We start from the raw sequence: 19412 nt of genomic DNA, 5'->3' as shown, positions 1-19412 counted from the left end.
ATAGATACGGCACTTATACCTAGTTAATATGATTGTTTGAATTTAGGAGTTGATAATAAATGGATAATATTGAATTAAATGAACTTCAGAAGATAAGAAGAGAAAAGCTAGAAGACTTATATAATGCGGGCATAGAACCATACGGTGAAAAATTTAAGCCAGAACATAAAACTGATGAAATTAACAATGCCTTCGATGAATTCGAAAATAAAAACGTCATAGTAGCAGGTAGAATTATGGCTAAAAGAGGTCATGGGAAAGCTGGCTTTCTAAATATAAAAGATTTTAACGGTCAGATTCAGGTATATGGAAGAAAAGATATGCTAGGTGATGAAAACTACGAACTTTTTCAAAGTTTTGATGTTGGCGATATGATTGGTGTTGAGGGGGTAGTCTTTAAGACGCAAAAAGGTGAAATTTCTATTAAAGCAAATAAAATCACCATACTTGCAAAATCCTTACAACCCCTTCCTGAAAAATGGCATGGTTTAAAGGATGTTGAGCTTAGATACCGTCAAAGATATGTTGACCTTATAATCAATCAGGAAGTAATGGATACCTTTGTTAAAAGAAGTAAGATTATTAAGACAATAAGAAATTATTTAGAAAACAAAGGTTTTTACGAAGTTGAGACACCTATGATGCAGCCAATTTCAGGAGGTGCATCAGCAAGGCCTTTTATTACCCACCACAACACATTAGATATGGATCTATATTTAAGGATAGCACCAGAGCTTTACTTAAAAAGATTGATAGTAGGTGGCTTCGAAAAAGTTTTTGAAATCAATAGAAACTTTAGAAATGAAGGAATCTCTACCAAGCATAATCCCGAGTTTACCATGCTTGAACTTTACGAAGCGTATAGTGACTATGAAGGTATGATGGAACTAACAGAAAACTTAGTTGCCCATGTGGCGAGGGAAGTAATTGGTTCAACATCTATAGAGTATCAAGGGGAGAAGATTGACTTAACCCCGCCTTGGAACAGAGCAACTATGACAGATTTGGTTAAAGAGCATACAGGTATTGACTTCCTTCCTTTAGATGAAAAAGGTGCCTTAGAAGTAGCAAAGAGTAGAGGGCTAAACACTAAAGTAGGAAAGTGGACATGGGGTAAAATAGTAAACTGGTTCTTTGAAGAGTTCGTAGAAGAAAAACTCATTCAGCCAACATTTGTTATAGGGCACCCTAAAGATATATCTCCTCTAGCTAAAAGCCAAAAGGAAGACCCAAGACTTACTTATAGGTTCGAAGGATTTATTGTAGCTAGAGAACTGTGTAACGCTTTCTCTGAGCTTAACGACCCAATTGATCAAAGGGAAAGGTTTGAAGGTCAGGTAGATGAAAGAGAGGCTGGTGATGATGAAGCACATATGATGGACGAGGATTTTGTCACAGCCCTTGAATACGGAATGCCTCCAACTGGAGGACTGGGAATAGGTATAGACAGGCTTATAATGCTTCTAACTGATAGCAGTTCAATAAGGGATGTACTACTATTTCCTACATTAAAGAAAAAAGAATAACACTATATATGCTATAGGCGTCGAAAGGCGCCTATTTTTGTACTAAAAACACGAGGAATTTAAAATGAAAATTATTAGAATTAACACGAAAAATATACTAAAAAGGAGATTAAAGCACTAAGGATGACTTAAAACAAAAAAAAGACGCTAAATGAAAAAATATAAGAGTTGCGCCACCGGTGAATTTCTGTTAAGATAATCTTCGTTGTCAACACATCAGTTTGACAAAAAAACAAAAAACAAAAAAACATATTGACAGCAGATTGAAATTATGATAATATAATTTTTGCAGTCAACAAGTAAAACAGTTCTTTGAAAATTGAACAGCACTATACCATAAGAAATATAACTTGGTAAAAGTTAATTTCGAATTTGAGTTTAAAGTGATTAAAACCAGACGAAAGTCTGAAGTCAGTTAATTAAGTAGTTAGTGGACAGTAGACAGTTGGACAGGGCAACCTAACCAACTAACCAACTAGAAACTAACCAACTAATATAAACTTTTCAATTTAATGGAGAGTTTGATCCTGGCTCAGGACGAACGCTGGCGGCATGCCTCACACATGCAAGTCGAACGGAGTTAAGTAGAAAGCTTGCTTTTTACTTAACTTAGTGGCGGACGGGTGAGTAACACGTGGGCAACCTGCCCTACAGCTCGGGATACCATCGGGAAACTGATGTTAATACCGGATACGCTTCATGAATCGCATGGTTTATGGAGGAAAGATTTATCGCTGTAGGATGGGCCCGCGGTCCATTAGCTAGTTGGTAGGGTAACGGCCTACCAAGGCGACGATGGATAGCTGGTCTGAGAGGACGATCAGCCACACTGGGACTGAGACACGGCCCAGACTCCTACGGGAGGCAGCAGTGGGGAATATTGCGCAATGGGGGCAACCCTGACGCAGCAATGCCGCGTGAAGGATGAAGGCTTTCGAGTCGTAAACTTCTGTCTAGAGGGATGAATAATGACAGTACCTCTGGAGGAAGCCCCGGCTAACTACGTGCCAGCAGCCGCGGTAATACGTAGGGGGCAAGCGTTGTCCGGAATCACTGGGCGTAAAGCGCGCGTAGGTGGTCTAGTAAGTCAGATGTTAAAATGCGGGGCTCAACCCCGTAATGCATTTGAAACTGCTGGACTTGAGGACAGGAGAGGAAAGTGGAATTCCTAGTGTAGCGGTGAAATGCGTAGATATTAGGAGGAACACCAGTGGCGAAGGCGACTTTCTGGACTGTACCTGACACTGAGGTGCGAAAGCGTGGGGAGCAAACAGGATTAGATACCCTGGTAGTCCACGCCGTAAACGATGGGTACTAGGTGTAGGGGGTTTAGATACCCTCTGTGCCGCAGTTAACGCATTAAGTACCCCGCCTGGGGAGTACGATCGCAAGATTGAAACTCAAAGGAATTGACGGGGGCCCGCACAAGCAGCGGAGCATGTGGTTTAATTCGAAGCAACGCGAAGAACCTTACCAGGACTTGACATCCTCTGAAGCTATTAGAGATAATAGTGTCCCTTCGGGGCAGAGAGACAGGTGGTGCATGGTTGTCGTCAGCTCGTGTCGTGAGATGTTGGGTTAAGTCCCGCAACGAGCGCAACCCTTATCTTTAGTTGCCAGCAAGTAATGTTGGGCACTCTAGAGAGACTGCCGGTGATAAACCGGAGGAAGGTGGGGATGACGTCAAATCATCATGCCCCTTATGTCCTGGGCTACACACGTGCTACAATGGCCTGAACAACGGGAAGCGAAGGAGTGATCTGGAGCAAATCCCTTAAAACAGGTCTCAGTTCGGATTGTAGGCTGCAACTCGCCTACATGAAGTCGGAGTTGCTAGTAATCGCGGATCAGAATGTCGCGGTGAATGCGTTCCCGGGCCTTGTACACACCGCCCGTCACACCACGAAAGTTTACAACACCCGAAGCCGGTGGGCTAACCTTTTAGGAGGCAGCCGTCGAAGGTGGGGTAGATGATTGGGGTGAAGTCGTAACAAGGTAGCCGTATCGGAAGGTGCGGCTGGATCACCTCCTTTCTAAGGAGACACTGATATCACATTAAGTGATATCTACTTCTTAAGTATTACACAAAACAAAATCACAACTCAAATATGGTATATGCTGTTTAATTTTGAAAGAACTAGTTTCTTTCAAAAATGTGGGGGTGTAGCTCAGCTGGGAGAGCACCTGCCTTGCACGCAGGGGGTCAGCGGTTCGATCCCGCTCATCTCCACCACTTTATTATCTAAAACTTCGTTTTAGAAAATAAATACAGAAAAAGGACCCAGAGCCTTTTTGCAAAGACGGTTCACCTTTGCAAAGCTTTTGACCTTAAAACAATTAAATTAACTAGGGCCTATAGCTCAGCCGGTTAGAGCGCACGCCTGATAAGCGTGAGGTCGGTGGTTCGAGTCCACCTAGGCCCACCACTAATTTGCTTTAAAAATGCTTATGCATTTTTAAATATATGATCTTTGAAAACTACACACGAAATTCAATAAGCAAAGGTTAGTTAACTATTAACTTAGTTAACGAAAAACAAAGAGTGTTCTTAGAGCAATAAAGATCAAACAAATCTAAGGATTTGTGTACATGAACAGTGAAAAGAACTGTTCTACTTGGTCAAGTTACTAAGGGCGCACGGCGGATGCCTTGGCGCTAGGAGCCGAAGAAGGACGTAGCGAACTACGAAAAGCCACGGTAAGCTGTAAGCAAGCCTTGACCCGTGGATCTCCGAATGGGGCAACCCACTATGGTTAATACCATAGTATCACTACCTGAATACATAGGGTAGTAGAAGGCAACCGGGGGAACTGAAACATCTAAGTACCCCGAGGAAGAGAAAGAATAATCGATTCCCTAAGTAGTGGCGAGCGAAATGGGAAGAGCCTAAACACATGTGATGTAAGACTGCAATCGTTGTTACATGTGGGTTGAGGGAGCAATTGTGGTATCTTGCAGGATATCAAGGTAGTTACAAAAGTTAATTTTAGACGAACTGTTTGGAAAGACAGGCCGTAGAAGGTGAAAGCCCTGTAGTTGAAAAGATTAACCCTACCTAATTGCCACCCGAGTACAGCGGGACACGTGAAACCCCGTTGGAATCTAGGAGGACCACCTCCAAAGGCTAAATACTACCTAGCGACCGATAGTGAAGCAGTACCGTGAGGGAAAGGTGAAAAGAACCTCGGAAGAGGAGTGAAAAAGAACCTGAAACCGTGTGCCTACAAACAGTCAAAGCCCCATACGCGGGTGATGGCGTGCCTTTTGTAGAATGAACCAGCGAGTTACGTAGTCAAGCAAGGTTAAGTGGTAAAGCCACGGAGCCGAAGGGAAACCGAGTCTTAAAAGGGCGTGAAGTTTGGCTGCGTAGACCCGAAACCGGGTGACCTACCCATGGCCAGGGTGAAGTTTTGTTAACGCAAAATGGAGGCCCGAACCCACTAATGTTGAAAAATTAGGGGATGAGCTGTGGGTAGCGGAGAAATTCCAATCGAACTCGGAGATAGCTGGTTCTCCCCGAAATAGCTTTAGGGCTAGCCTCGGAATAAAATAGTGGAGGTAGAGCACTGATTGGGCTAGGGGCCTTACCAGGTTACCGAACTCAGTCAAACTCCGAATGCCACATATTTGTTTTCCGGGAGTCAGACTATGGGTGCTAAGGTCCATAGTCGAGAGGGAAACAGCCCAGACCATCTGCTAAGGTCCCAAAGTATAAGTTAAGTGGAAAAGGATGTGGGATTGCACAGACAACCAGGATGTTGGCTTAGAAGCAGCCACCATTTAAAGAGTGCGTAATAGCTCACTGGTCAAGTGATCCTGCGCCGAAAATGTAACGGGGCTCAAACTTATCACCGAAGCAATGGATGATGTAAATCATGGTAGGGGAGCGTTCTATTTGCGCAGAAGCTGTACCGTAAGGAGCAGTGGAGCGAATAGAAGTGAGAATGCTGGTATAAGTAACGAAAAAAGATGTGAGAATCATCTTCGCCGAAAACCTAAGGTTTCCTGAGGAAGGCTCGTCCTCTCAGGGTAAGCCGGGACCTAAGCCGAGGCCGAAAGGCGTAGGCGATGGACAACTGGTAGAGATTCCAGTGCCACCAAACTTCGTTTGAGAGATGGGGTGACGCAGGAAGGTAGGTTATCGCACTGTTGGTTATGTGCGTCCAAGCTTTTAGGGAGAGTAGATAGGCAAATCCGTCGACTCATAATCCTGAGGAGTGAAGGGGACCCGAATGAGGGGAACTAACTGATCCTACACTGCCAAGAAAAGCCTCTATCGAGAAGTAAGGTGCCCGTACCGCAAACCGACACAGGTAGGTAAGGAGAGAATCCTAAGGCGCTCGGGAGAACCTTCGTTAAGGAACTCGGCAAAATGACCCCGTAACTTCGGGAGAAGGGGTGCCTCATTATGGTGAGAGAATTTACTTCTTAAGCTAGAAGAGGCCGCAGTGAATAGGCCCAAGCGACTGTTTAGCAAAAACACAGGTCTCTGCTAAATCGAAAGATGAAGTATAGGGGCTGACGCCTGCCCGGTGCTGGAAGGTTAAGGGAAGAGGTTAGCGCAAGCGAAGCTTTGAACCGAAGCCCCAGTAAACGGCGGCCGTAACTATAACGGTCCTAAGGTAGCGAAATTCCTTGTCAGGTAAGTTCTGACCCGCACGAATGGCGTAACGACTTGGGCACTGTCTCAACGAAGGACCCGGTGAAATTGTAGTACCTGTGAAGATGCAGGTTACCCGCGACAAGACGGAAAGACCCCGTGGAGCTTTACTGTAGCCTGATATTGAGTTTTGGCATTTTATGTACAGGATAGGTGGGAGGCTGAGAAAGTAGCACGCCAGTGTTGCTGGAGCCACCCGTGGGATACCACCCTTAAAGTGCTGGAATTCTAACTGTGTACCGTTATCCGGTACTAGGACAGTGTCAGGTGGGCAGTTTGACTGGGGCGGTCGCCTCCTAAAGAGTAACGGAGGCGCCCAAAGGTTCCCTCAGAATGGTTGGAAATCATTCGAAGAGTGTAAAGGCAGAAGGGAGCTTGACTGCGAGACCTACAAGTCGAGCAGGGACGAAAGTCGGGCTTAGTGACCCGGCGGTACCGAGTGGAAGGGCCGTCGCTCAACGGATAAAAGCTACCCCGGGGATAACAGGCTTATCTCCCCCAAGAGTCCACATCGACGGGGAGGTTTGGCACCTCGATGTCGGCTCATCGCATCCTGGGGCTGAAGAAGGTCCCAAGGGTTGGGCTGTTCGCCCATTAAAGCGGTACGCGAGCTGGGTTCAGAACGTCGTGAGACAGTTCGGTCCCTATCTGTCGCGGGCGCAGGAAGTTTGAAAGGAGCTGTCCTTAGTACGAGAGGACCGGGATGGACGAACCTCTGGTGTACCAGTTGTCATGCCAATGGCAGTTCTGGGTAGCCAAGTTTGGTCGGGATAAGCGCTGAAAGCATCTAAGCGCGAAGCCCCCCTTAAGATAAGACTTCCCATTCCGTAAGGAAGTAAGACCCCAGAAAGACTATCTGGTTGATAGGCTAGGAGTGTAAGGGTAGTAATACCTTCAGCGGACTAGTACTAATCGGTCGAGGACTTGACCTAAATATTTAAGCTGTCAGCTGACAGTAGTCAGCAGTCAGGAAAAACTTTAAGAATAAAACCTTTGAAAACCTTGCTATGAATTTAGTGTGATAGTTTCATCTAGTGATGATGGCGAAGAGGATACACCGGTTCCCATTCCGAACACCGCAGTTAAGCTCTTCAGCGCCGATGGTACTTGGGGTTACCCCCTGGGAGAGTAGGACGTCGCTAGGTACTTTAAAAGACATCAATCTTATGATTGGTGTCTTTTTTGCATATGTAATTTTACACCAATACGAATAAAAAATTGCCACTAACTTCACTAAAAATCTCTACACTAACTAACACTAAAAATAATAAAATCTTTTGTGTAAGTTAGTGAAATTCTTGACCTATTATAATAGTGCCATTAGTGGCTAAGATTTGAATTCCTCATCCTAACCCTCCAAAACTAACCCTAAAATCCGCGTAATCTCTTTTGCAATTCCGCGCTAGGCTTTTTGACTATAATTTTAATGTAATAAACCATTAATTTACATTGACCTAACAAGATAATTAATGATATAGTAATCTTCGTTGCTTAACACGAGCAACATTTTAATTTTCAAAAATAAAAAAATGCCTAAAGGTAACAATATAGGCAAGCAACACTTTTGAAAAATAAAAATAAAAAAGTATTGACAACATGAATAAAAAATGATAAGATAGTCTTTGTCGCCGAGAGGTGATGAAACAAAAAAGTAGCACGAGCTACTGACAGTTCTTTGAAAATTGAACAGCACTATACCATAAGAAATATAACTTGGTAAAAGTTAATTTCGAATTTGAGTTTAAAGTGATTAAAACCAGACGAAAGTCTGAAGTCAGTAATCAACGCATTAAGTTATTAGTATTTAGCTAACTGCTAACTGCGAATAGCGATGTGCGAATGATATAACTTTTCAATTTAATGGAGAGTTTGATCCTGGCTCAGGACGAACGCTGGCGGCATGCCTCACACATGCAAGTCGAACGGAGTTAAGTAGAAAGCTTGCTTTTTACTTAACTTAGTGGCGGACGGGTGAGTAACACGTGGGCAACCTGCCCTACAGCTCGGGATACCATCGGGAAACTGATGTTAATACCGGATACGCTTCATGAATCGCATGGTTTATGGAGGAAAGATTTATCGCTGTAGGATGGGCCCGCGGTCCATTAGCTAGTTGGTAGGGTAACGGCCTACCAAGGCGACGATGGATAGCTGGTCTGAGAGGACGATCAGCCACACTGGGACTGAGACACGGCCCAGACTCCTACGGGAGGCAGCAGTGGGGAATATTGCGCAATGGGGGCAACCCTGACGCAGCAATGCCGCGTGAAGGATGAAGGCTTTCGAGTCGTAAACTTCTGTCTAGAGGGATGAATAATGACAGTACCTCTGGAGGAAGCCCCGGCTAACTACGTGCCAGCAGCCGCGGTAATACGTAGGGGGCAAGCGTTGTCCGGAATCACTGGGCGTAAAGCGCGCGTAGGTGGTCTAGTAAGTCAGATGTTAAAATGCGGGGCTCAACCCCGTAATGCATTTGAAACTGCTGGACTTGAGGACAGGAGAGGAAAGTGGAATTCCTAGTGTAGCGGTGAAATGCGTAGATATTAGGAGGAACACCAGTGGCGAAGGCGACTTTCTGGACTGTACCTGACACTGAGGTGCGAAAGCGTGGGGAGCAAACAGGATTAGATACCCTGGTAGTCCACGCCGTAAACGATGGGTACTAGGTGTAGGGGGTTTAGATACCCTCTGTGCCGCAGTTAACGCATTAAGTACCCCGCCTGGGGAGTACGATCGCAAGATTGAAACTCAAAGGAATTGACGGGGGCCCGCACAAGCAGCGGAGCATGTGGTTTAATTCGAAGCAACGCGAAGAACCTTACCAGGACTTGACATCCTCTGAAGCTATTAGAGATAATAGTGTCCCTTCGGGGCAGAGAGACAGGTGGTGCATGGTTGTCGTCAGCTCGTGTCGTGAGATGTTGGGTTAAGTCCCGCAACGAGCGCAACCCTTATCTTTAGTTGCCAGCAAGTAATGTTGGGCACTCTAGAGAGACTGCCGGTGATAAACCGGAGGAAGGTGGGGATGACGTCAAATCATCATGCCCCTTATGTCCTGGGCTACACACGTGCTACAATGGCCTGAACAACGGGAAGCGAAGGAGTGATCTGGAGCAAATCCCTTAAAACAGGTCTCAGTTCGGATTGTAGGCTGCAACTCGCCTACATGAAGTCGGAGTTGCTAGTAATCGCGGATCAGAATGTCGCGGTGAATGCGTTCCCGGGCCTTGTACACACCGCCCGTCACACCACGAAAGTTTACAACACCCGAAGCCGGTGGGCTAACCTTTTAGGAGGCAGCCGTCGAAGGTGGGGTAGATGATTGGGGTGAAGTCGTAACAAGGTAGCCGTATCGGAAGGTGCGGCTGGATCACCTCCTTTCTAAGGAGACACTGATATCACATTAAGTGATATCTACTTCTTAAGTATTACACAAAACAAAATCACAACTCAAATATGGTATATGCTGTTTAATTTTGAAAGAACTAAAGGCTAACTATGTTGGTCATTTTCTTTCTAACGATCTTTGAAAACTACACACGAAATTCAATAAGCAAAGGTTAGTTAACTATTAACTTAGTTAACGAAAAACAAAGAGTGTTCTTAGAGCAATAAACGATCAAATGCGTAAGCATTTATTTGGTCAAGTTACTAAGGGCGCACGGCGGATGCCTTGGCGCTAGGAGCCGAAGAAGGACGTAGCGAACTACGAAAAGCCACGGTAAGCTGTAAGCAAGCCTTGACCCGTGGATCTCCGAATGGGGCAACCCACTATGGTTAATACCATAGTATCACTACCTGAATACATAGGGTAGTAGAAGGCAACCGGGGGAACTGAAACATCTAAGTACCCCGAGGAAGAGAAAGAATAATCGATTCCCTAAGTAGTGGCGAGCGAAATGGGAAGAGCCTAAACACATGTGATGTAAGACTGCAATCGTTGTTACATGTGGGTTGAGGGAGCAATTGTGGTATCTTGCAGGATATCAAGGTAGTTACAAAAGTTAATTTTAGACGAACTGTTTGGAAAGACAGGCCGTAGAAGGTGAAAGCCCTGTAGTTGAAAAGATTAACCCTACCTAATTGCCACCCGAGTACAGCGGGACACGTGAAACCCCGTTGGAATCTAGGAGGACCACCTCCAAAGGCTAAATACTACCTAGCGACCGATAGTGAAGCAGTACCGTGAGGGAAAGGTGAAAAGAACCTCGGAAGAGGAGTGAAAAAGAACCTGAAACCGTGTGCCTACAAACAGTCAAAGCCCCATACGCGGGTGATGGCGTGCCTTTTGTAGAATGAACCAGCGAGTTACGTAGTCAAGCAAGGTTAAGTGGTAAAGCCACGGAGCCGAAGGGAAACCGAGTCTTAAAAGGGCGTGAAGTTTGGCTGCGTAGACCCGAAACCGGGTGACCTACCCATGGCCAGGGTGAAGTTTTGTTAACGCAAAATGGAGGCCCGAACCCACTAATGTTGAAAAATTAGGGGATGAGCTGTGGGTAGCGGAGAAATTCCAATCGAACTCGGAGATAGCTGGTTCTCCCCGAAATAGCTTTAGGGCTAGCCTCGGAATAAAATAGTGGAGGTAGAGCACTGATTGGGCTAGGGGCCTTACCAGGTTACCGAACTCAGTCAAACTCCGAATGCCACATATTTGTTTTCCGGGAGTCAGACTATGGGTGCTAAGGTCCATAGTCGAGAGGGAAACAGCCCAGACCATCTGCTAAGGTCCCAAAGTATAAGTTAAGTGGAAAAGGATGTGGGATTGCACAGACAACCAGGATGTTGGCTTAGAAGCAGCCACCATTTAAAGAGTGCGTAATAGCTCACTGGTCAAGTGATCCTGCGCCGAAAATGTAACGGGGCTCAAACTTATCACCGAAGCAATGGATGATGTAAATCATGGTAGGGGAGCGTTCTATTTGCGCAGAAGCTGTACCGTAAGGAGCAGTGGAGCGAATAGAAGTGAGAATGCTGGTATAAGTAACGAAAAAAGATGTGAGAATCATCTTCGCCGAAAACCTAAGGTTTCCTGAGGAAGGCTCGTCCTCTCAGGGTAAGCCGGGACCTAAGCCGAGGCCGAAAGGCGTAGGCGATGGACAACTGGTAGAGATTCCAGTGCCACCAAACTTCGTTTGAGAGATGGGGTGACGCAGGAAGGTAGGTTATCGCACTGTTGGTTATGTGCGTCCAAGCTTTTAGGGAGAGTAGATAGGCAAATCCGTCGACTCATAATCCTGAGGAGTGAAGGGGACCCGAATGAGGGGAACTAACTGATCCTACACTGCCAAGAAAAGCCTCTATCGAGAAGTAAGGTGCCCGTACCGCAAACCGACACAGGTAGGTAAGGAGAGAATCCTAAGGCGCTCGGGAGAACCTTCGTTAAGGAACTCGGCAAAATGACCCCGTAACTTCGGGAGAAGGGGTGCCTCATTATGGTGAGAGAATTTACTTCTTAAGCTAGAAGAGGCCGCAGTGAATAGGCCCAAGCGACTGTTTAGCAAAAACACAGGTCTCTGCTAAATCGAAAGATGAAGTATAGGGGCTGACGCCTGCCCGGTGCTGGAAGGTTAAGGGAAGAGGTTAGCGCAAGCGAAGCTTTGAACCGAAGCCCCAGTAAACGGCGGCCGTAACTATAACGGTCCTAAGGTAGCGAAATTCCTTGTCAGGTAAGTTCTGACCCGCACGAATGGCGTAACGACTTGGGCACTGTCTCAACGAAGGACCCGGTGAAATTGTAGTACCTGTGAAGATGCAGGTTACCCGCGACAAGACGGAAAGACCCCGTGGAGCTTTACTGTAGCCTGATATTGAGTTTTGGCATTTTATGTACAGGATAGGTGGGAGGCTGAGAAAGTAGCACGCCAGTGTTGCTGGAGCCACCCGTGGGATACCACCCTTAAAGTGCTGGAATTCTAACTGTGTACCGTTATCCGGTACTAGGACAGTGTCAGGTGGGCAGTTTGACTGGGGCGGTCGCCTCCTAAAGAGTAACGGAGGCGCCCAAAGGTTCCCTCAGAATGGTTGGAAATCATTCGAAGAGTGTAAAGGCAGAAGGGAGCTTGACTGCGAGACCTACAAGTCGAGCAGGGACGAAAGTCGGGCTTAGTGACCCGGCGGTACCGAGTGGAAGGGCCGTCGCTCAACGGATAAAAGCTACCCCGGGGATAACAGGCTTATCTCCCCCAAGAGTCCACATCGACGGGGAGGTTTGGCACCTCGATGTCGGCTCATCGCATCCTGGGGCTGAAGAAGGTCCCAAGGGTTGGGCTGTTCGCCCATTAAAGCGGTACGCGAGCTGGGTTCAGAACGTCGTGAGACAGTTCGGTCCCTATCTGTCGCGGGCGCAGGAAGTTTGAAAGGAGCTGTCCTTAGTACGAGAGGACCGGGATGGACGAACCTCTGGTGTACCAGTTGTCATGCCAATGGCAGTTCTGGGTAGCCAAGTTTGGTCGGGATAAGCGCTGAAAGCATCTAAGCGCGAAGCCCCCCTTAAGATAAGACTTCCCATTCCGTAAGGAAGTAAGACCCCAGAAAGACTATCTGGTTGATAGGCTAGGAGTGTAAGGGTAGTAATACCTTCAGCGGACTAGTACTAATCGGTCGAGGACTTGACCTAAAAAACCAATTGACAATTAACAATTAAGAACAAACCTTTGAAAACCTTGCTATGAATTTAGTGTGATAGTTTCATCTAGTGATGATGGCGAAGAGGATACACCGGTTCCCATTCCGAACACCGCAGTTAAGCTCTTCAGCGCCGATGGTACTTGGGGTTACCCCCTGGGAGAGTAGGACGTCGCTAGGTACTTTAAAAGACATCAATCTTATGATTGGTGTCTTTTTTGCATGGAAATCTAAAACATACAAACCCTCAGCCACCATCGGCACCAAAAGAACCACCACCATCTATCACCAACCGCCACTAAATGGGGTCGAGTTTTTTAAAAGGTTTTCCTGTCTCCTAATTGCTAGTTCTCTAACCAAACGATTAAATTTTACTGTTCCAGTAATATCTACTAATTTTATTAAGGATAACAATAAATCCAATTAGTATACTTAAATAGAAATGTAGGTCCTCTAGTTGCATTATTAGCGCAGAGATATAAGACCCCACTAAAAGGACTAATATGACAACCAATGTAGAGTTAGCTGCTTTTTCTTTAATGATTTTTATGCGTTCATCATTTTCAAGGTGTTTTTCTTTATCCAATACTTTGGGGTTTTTTTTAAGAATATAAGTATAGTAGATTTCGATAGTAATAAAACTAAATAAACCCCCGGACAAAAACCTTAGGAAGTCGTTTCCACTTCCCAACCAGCTGTATAGTTCATATCCTACGGCAAAGGCTACAAACTGAAAAATAGCACGTTTAAATCTGTACTTTTTAAGCTTGTTCTCCATCTTCCTCCTCCTCATATATAAAAATATCTTCAATCCTAACTTTAAAAAAGTGAGATATTTTAAATGCCAATAGAATTGAGGGATTGTAGCGACCATTTTCTAATGAACTTATAGTTTGCCTGGAAACTTGTAGAGCTTCTGCTAAATCATCTTGACTTAATTTTTTTGCTTTCCTAATTTCCTCTAAACGACTCTTCACTTAAAATATTCACCTCCCAACACAACGTAAAGTTAACTTTACGCTAATTATATAGAAGTAGAACATTAATGTCAAGCTAGCTTTACACTACATCATATAACCCAGTATGTTCTTTCAGTAGTTGGATGGGAAAAGATCTTAAATAAATAGATTCTAGTTCAAATAAATAAATTACATTAATATCCATTGACCGAAAATAGATCTAGTGGTATGATATAATTCGTTGCTTAACACGAGCAACATTTTAATTTTCAAAATAAAAAATGCCTAAAGGTAACAATATAGGCAAGCAACACTTTTGAAAAATAAAAAATAAAAAAGTATTGACAACATGAATAAAAAATGATAAGATAGTCTTTGTCGCCGAGAGGTGATGATACAAAAAAAGTAGCACGAGCTACTGACAGTTCTTTGAAAATTGAACAGCACTATACCATAAGAAATATAACTTGGTAAAAGTTAATTTCGAATTTGAGTTTAAAGTGATTAAAACCAGACGAAAGTCTGAAGTCAGTAATCAACGCATTAAGTTATTAGTATTTAGCTAACTGCTAACTGCCAATAGCGATGTGCGAATGATATAACTTTTCAATTTAATGGAGAGTTTGATCCTGGCTCAGGACGAACGCTGGCGGCATGCCTCACACATGCAAGTCGAACGGAGTTAAGTAGAAAGCTTGCTTTTTACTTAACTTAGTGGCGGACGGGTGAGTAACACGTGGGCAACCTGCCCTACAGCTCGGGATACCATCGGGAAACTGATGTTAATACCGGATACGCTTCATGAATCGCATGGTTTATGGAGGAAAGATTTATCGCTGTAGGATGGGCCCGCGGTCCATTAGCTAGTTGGTAGGGTAACGGCCTACCAAGGCGACGATGGATAGCTGGTCTGAGAGGACGATCAGCCACACTGGGACTGAGACACGGCCCAGACTCCTACGGGAGGCAGCAGTGGGGAATATTGCGCAATGGGGGCAACCCTGACGCAGCAATGCCGCGTGAAGGATGAAGGCTTTCGAGTCGTAAACTTCTGTCTAGAGGGATGAATAATGACAGTACCTCTGGAGGAAGCCCCGGCTAACTACGTGCCAGCAGCCGCGGTAATACGTAGGGGGCAAGCGTTGTCCGGAATCACTGGGCGTAAAGCGCGCGTAGGTGGTCTAGTAAGTCAGATGTTAAAATGCGGGGCTCAACCCCGTAATGCATTTGAAACTGCTGGACTTGAGGACAGGAGAGGAAAGTGGAATTCCTAGTGTAGCGGTGAAATGCGTAGATATTAGGAGGAACACCAGTGGCGAAGGCGACTTTCTGGACTGTACCTGACACTGAGGTGCGAAAGCGTGGGGAGCAAACAGGATTAGATACCCTGGTAGTCCACGCCGTAAACGATGGGTACTAGGTGTAGGGGGTTTAGATACCCTCTGTGCCGCAGTTAACGCATTAAGTACCCCGCCTGGGGAGTACGATCGCAAGATTGAAACTCAAAGGAATTGACGGGGGCCCGCACAAGCAGCGGAGCATGTGGTTTAATTCGAAGCAACGCGAAGAACCTTACCAGGACTTGACATCCTCTGAAGCTATTAGAGATAATAGTGTCCCTTCGGGGCAGAGAGACAGGTGGTGCATGGTTGTCGTCAGCTCGTGTCGTGAGATGTTGGGTTAAGTCCCGCAACGAGCGCAACCCTTATCTTTAGTTGCCAGCAAGTAATGTTGGGCACTCTAGAGAGACTGCCGGTGATAAACCGGAGGAAGGTGGGGATGACGTCAAATCATCATGCCCCTTATGTCCTGGGCTACACACGTGCTACAATGGCCTGAACAACGGGAAGCGAAGGAGTGATCTGGAGCAAATCCCTTAAAACAGGTCTCAGTTCGGATTGTAGGCTGCAACTCGCCTACATGAAGTCGGAGTTGCTAGTAATCGCGGATCAGAATGTCGCGGTGAATGCGTTCCCGGGCCTTGTACACACCGCCCGTCACACCACGAAAGTTTACAACACCCGAAGCCGGTGGGCTAACCTTTTAGGAGGCAGCCGTCGAAGGTGGGGTAGATGATTGGGGTGAAGTCGTAACAAGGTAGCCGTATCGGAAGGTGCGGCTGGATCACCTCCTTTCTAAGGAGACACTGATATCACATTAAGTGATATCTACTTCTTAAGTATTACACAAAACAAAATCACAACTCAAATATGGTATATGCTGTTTAATTTTGAAAGAACTAAAGGCTAACTATGTTGGTCATTTTCTTTCTAACGATCTTTGAAAACTACACACGAAATTCAATAAGCAAAGGTTAGTTAACTATTAACTTAGTTAACGAAAAACAAAGAGTGTTCTTAGAGCAATAAACGATCAAATGCGTAAGCATTTATTTGGTCAAGTTACTAAGGGCGCACGGCGGATGCCTTGGCGCTAGGAGCCGAAGAAGGACGTAGCGAACTACGAAAAGCCACGGTAAGCTGTAAGCAAGCCTTGACCCGTGGATCTCCGAATGGGGCAACCCACTATGGTTAATACCATAGTATCACTACCTGAATACATAGGGTAGTAGAAGGCAACCGGGGGAACTGAAACATCTAAGTACCCCGAGGAAGAGAAAGAATAATCGATTCCCTAAGTAGTGGCGAGCGAAATGGGAAGAGCCTAAACACATGTGATGTAAGACTGCAATCGTTGTTACATGTGGGTTGAGGGAGCAATTGTGGTATCTTGCAGGATATCAAGGTAGTTACAAAAGTTAATTTTAGACGAACTGTTTGGAAAGACAGGCCGTAGAAGGTGAAAGCCCTGTAGTTGAAAAGATTAACCCTACCTAATTGCCACCCGAGTACAGCGGGACACGTGAAACCCCGTTGGAATCTAGGAGGACCACCTCCAAAGGCTAAATACTACCTAGCGACCGATAGTGAAGCAGTACCGTGAGGGAAAGGTGAAAAGAACCTCGGAAGAGGAGTGAAAAAGAACCTGAAACCGTGTGCCTACAAACAGTCAAAGCCCCATACGCGGGTGATGGCGTGCCTTTTGTAGAATGAACCAGCGAGTTACGTAGTCAAGCAAGGTTAAGTGGTAAAGCCACGGAGCCGAAGGGAAACCGAGTCTTAAAAGGGCGTGAAGTTTGGCTGCGTAGACCCGAAACCGGGTGACCTACCCATGGCCAGGGTGAAGTTTTGTTAACGCAAAATGGAGGCCCGAACCCACTAATGTTGAAAAATTAGGGGATGAGCTGTGGGTAGCGGAGAAATTCCAATCGAACTCGGAGATAGCTGGTTCTCCCCGAAATAGCTTTAGGGCTAGCCTCGGAATAAAATAGTGGAGGTAGAGCACTGATTGGGCTAGGGGCCTTACCAGGTTACCGAACTCAGTCAAACTCCGAATGCCACATATTTGTTTTCCGGGAGTCAGACTATGGGTGCTAAGGTCCATAGTCGAGAGGGAAACAGCCCAGACCATCTGCTAAGGTCCCAAAGTATAAGTTAAGTGGAAAAGGATGTGGGATTGCACAGACAACCAGGATGTTGGCTTAGAAGCAGCCACCATTTAAAGAGTGCGTAATAGCTCACTGGTCAAGTGATCCTGCGCCGAAAATGTAACGGGGCTCAAACTTATCACCGAAGCAATGGATGATGTAAATCATGGTAGGGGAGCGTTCTATTTGCGCAGAAGCTGTACCGTAAGGAGCAGTGGAGCGAATAGAAGTGAGAATGCTGGTATAAGTAACGAAAAAAGATGTGAGAATCATCTTCGCCGAAAACCTAAGGTTTCCTGAGGAAGGCTCGTCCTCTCAGGGTAAGCCGGGACCTAAGCCGAGGCCGAAAGGCGTAGGCGATGGACAACTGGTAGAGATTCCAGTGCCACCAAACTTCGTTTGAGAGATGGGGTGACGCAGGAAGGTAGGTTATCGCACTGTTGGTTATGTGCGTCCAAGCTTTTAGGGAGAGTAGATAGGCAAATCCGTCGACTCATAATCCTGAGGAGTGAAGGGGACCCGAATGAGGGGAACTAACTGATCCTACACTGCCAAGAAAAGCCTCTATCGAGAAGTAAGGTGCCCGTACCGCAAACCGACACAGGTAGGTAAGGAGAGAATCCTAAGGCGCTCGGGAGAACCTTCGTTAAGGAACTCGGCAAAATGACCCCGTAACTTCGGGAGAAGGGGTGCCTCATTATGGTGAGAGAATTTACTTCTTAAGCTAGAAGAGGCCGCAGTGAATAGGCCCAAGCGACTGTTTAGCAAAAACACAGGTCTCTGCTAAATCGAAAGATGAAGTATAGGGGCTGACGCCTGCCCGGTGCTGGAAGGTTAAGGGAAGAGGTTAGCGCAAGCGAAGCTTTGAACCGAAGCCCCAGTAAACGGCGGCCGTAACTATAACGGTCCTAAGGTAGCGAAATTCCTTGTCAGGTAAGTTCTGACCCGCACGAATGGCGTAACGACTTGGGCACTGTCTCAACGAAGGACCCGGTGAAATTGTAGTACCTGTGAAGATGCAGGTTACCCGCGACAAGACGGAAAGACCCCGTGGAGCTTTACTGTAGCCTGATATTGAGTTTTGGCATTTTATGTACAGGATAGGTGGGAGGCTGAGAAAGTAGCACGCCAGTGTTGCTGGAGCCACCCGTGGGATACCACCCTTAAAGTGCTGGAATTCTAACTGTGTACCGTTATCCGGTACTAGGACAGTGTCAGGTGGGCAGTTTGACTGGGGCGGTCGCCTCCTAAAGAGTAACGGAGGCGCCCAAAGGTTCCCTCAGAATGGTTGGAAATCATTCGAAGAGTGTAAAGGCAGAAGGGAGCTTGACTGCGAGACCTACAAGTCGAGCAGGGACGAAAGTCGGGCTTAGTGACCCGGCGGTACCGAGTGGAAGGGCCGTCGCTCAACGGATAAAAGCTACCCCGGGGATAACAGGCTTATCTCCCCCAAGAGTCCACATCGACGGGGAGGTTTGGCACCTCGATGTCGGCTCATCGCATCCTGGGGCTGAAGAAGGTCCCAAGGGTTGGGCTGTTCGCCCATTAAAGCGGTACGCGAGCTGGGTTCAGAACGTCGTGAGACAGTTCGGTCCCTATCTGTCGCGGGCGCAGGAAGTTTGAAAGGAGCTGTCCTTAGTACGAGAGGACCGGGATGGACGAACCTCTGGTGTACCAGTTGTCATGCCAATGGCAGTTCTGGGTAGCCAAGTTTGGTCGGGATAAGCGCTGAAAGCATCTAAGCGCGAAGCCCCCCTTAAGATAAGACTTCCCATTCCGTAAGGAAGTAAGACCCCAGAAAGACTATCTGGTTGATAGGCTAGGAGTGTAAGGGTAGTAATACCTTCAGCGGACTAGTACTAATCGGTCGAGGACTTGACCTAAAAAACCAATTGACAATTAACAATTAAGAACAAACCTTTGAAAACCTTGCTATGAATTTAGTGTGATAGTTTCATCTAGTGATGATGGCGAAGAGGATACACCGGTTCCCATTCCGAACACCGCAGTTAAGCTCTTCAGCGCCGATGGTACTTGGGGTTACCCCCTGGGAGAGTAGGACGTCGCTAGGTACTTAAAAAGACACCAATCTTATGATTGGTGTCTTTTTGCATATCTATTAATAAAAATCTTTTGTGTAAGTTAGTGAAATTCTT

The 19412-nt window shown here is 46.1% G+C and carries 3 protein-coding genes, 2 tRNA genes and 9 rRNA genes; 12 read left to right on the top strand and 2 right to left on the bottom strand.

Annotated elements, in window-relative coordinates; translation table 11 throughout:
- The first annotated feature begins 59 nt into the window (after nt 1–59).
- The 9 genes from lysS to rrf (HYG86_RS08570) all read left to right on the top strand — a co-directional run bounded on the left by lysS (nt 60) and on the right by rrf (HYG86_RS08570) (nt 12991).
- Complete coding sequence (gene lysS, locus HYG86_RS08610) at nt 60–1526, top strand: lysine--tRNA ligase (RefSeq protein WP_213168857.1); 1467 nt, start codon at nt 60–62, stop codon at nt 1524–1526.
- A 509-nt stretch (nt 1527–2035) separates the two neighbouring features.
- A 16S ribosomal RNA gene (locus HYG86_RS08605) occupies nt 2036–3559 on the top strand.
- Nucleotides 3560–3683: 124 nt separating this feature from the next.
- Nucleotides 3684–3759: transfer RNA gene (locus HYG86_RS08600), tRNA-Ala, on the top strand.
- Nucleotides 3760–3875: 116 nt separating this feature from the next.
- Nucleotides 3876–3952: transfer RNA gene (locus tag HYG86_RS08595), tRNA-Ile, on the top strand.
- Nucleotides 3953–4143: 191 nt separating this feature from the next.
- Nucleotides 4144–7118: ribosomal RNA gene (locus HYG86_RS08590) — 23S ribosomal RNA — on the top strand.
- A gap of 98 nt (nt 7119–7216) precedes the next feature.
- Nucleotides 7217–7331, top strand: a 5S ribosomal RNA gene (rrf, locus tag HYG86_RS08585).
- Nucleotides 7332–8043: 712 nt separating this feature from the next.
- A 16S ribosomal RNA gene (locus tag HYG86_RS08580) occupies nt 8044–9567 on the top strand.
- A 260-nt stretch (nt 9568–9827) separates the two neighbouring features.
- Nucleotides 9828–12802: ribosomal RNA gene (locus tag HYG86_RS08575) — 23S ribosomal RNA — on the top strand.
- A gap of 74 nt (nt 12803–12876) precedes the next feature.
- Nucleotides 12877–12991, top strand: a 5S ribosomal RNA gene (gene rrf, locus HYG86_RS08570).
- A gap of 183 nt (nt 12992–13174) precedes the next feature.
- Here rrf (HYG86_RS08570) and HYG86_RS08565 read toward each other — a convergent pair.
- Nucleotides 13175–13588: a DUF2178 domain-containing protein gene (locus tag HYG86_RS08565; RefSeq protein ID WP_213168855.1), complete on the bottom strand. Its 414-nt coding sequence runs from the start codon at nt 13586–13588 to the stop codon at nt 13175–13177.
- Nucleotides 13572–13787: a helix-turn-helix transcriptional regulator gene (locus HYG86_RS08560; RefSeq protein ID WP_213168853.1), complete on the bottom strand. Its 216-nt coding sequence runs from the start codon at nt 13785–13787 to the stop codon at nt 13572–13574. The genes HYG86_RS08565 and HYG86_RS08560 overlap by 17 nt, the downstream gene beginning before the upstream one ends.
- 593 nt (nt 13788–14380) lie before the next feature.
- Here HYG86_RS08560 and HYG86_RS08555 point away from each other — a divergent pair.
- From HYG86_RS08555 to rrf (HYG86_RS08545), 3 genes are all read left to right on the top strand, one after another.
- Nucleotides 14381–15904, top strand: a 16S ribosomal RNA gene (locus HYG86_RS08555).
- A gap of 260 nt (nt 15905–16164) precedes the next feature.
- Nucleotides 16165–19139, top strand: a 23S ribosomal RNA gene (locus HYG86_RS08550).
- A 74-nt stretch (nt 19140–19213) separates the two neighbouring features.
- Nucleotides 19214–19328, top strand: a 5S ribosomal RNA gene (rrf, locus tag HYG86_RS08545).
- The 16S, 23S and 5S rRNA genes sit together here with 2 tRNA genes alongside, the layout of an rRNA operon.
- Nucleotides 19329–19412: the final 84 nt, after the last annotated feature.

Origin of the sequence: Alkalicella caledoniensis, from assembly GCF_014467015.1 — a bacterium.
Taxonomy (GTDB): domain Bacteria; phylum Bacillota; class Proteinivoracia; order Proteinivoracales; family Proteinivoracaceae; genus Alkalicella; species Alkalicella caledoniensis.
The sequence above is the reverse complement of the archived record's forward strand: the minus strand, read 5'-3'. Positions and strand labels throughout refer to the sequence as shown.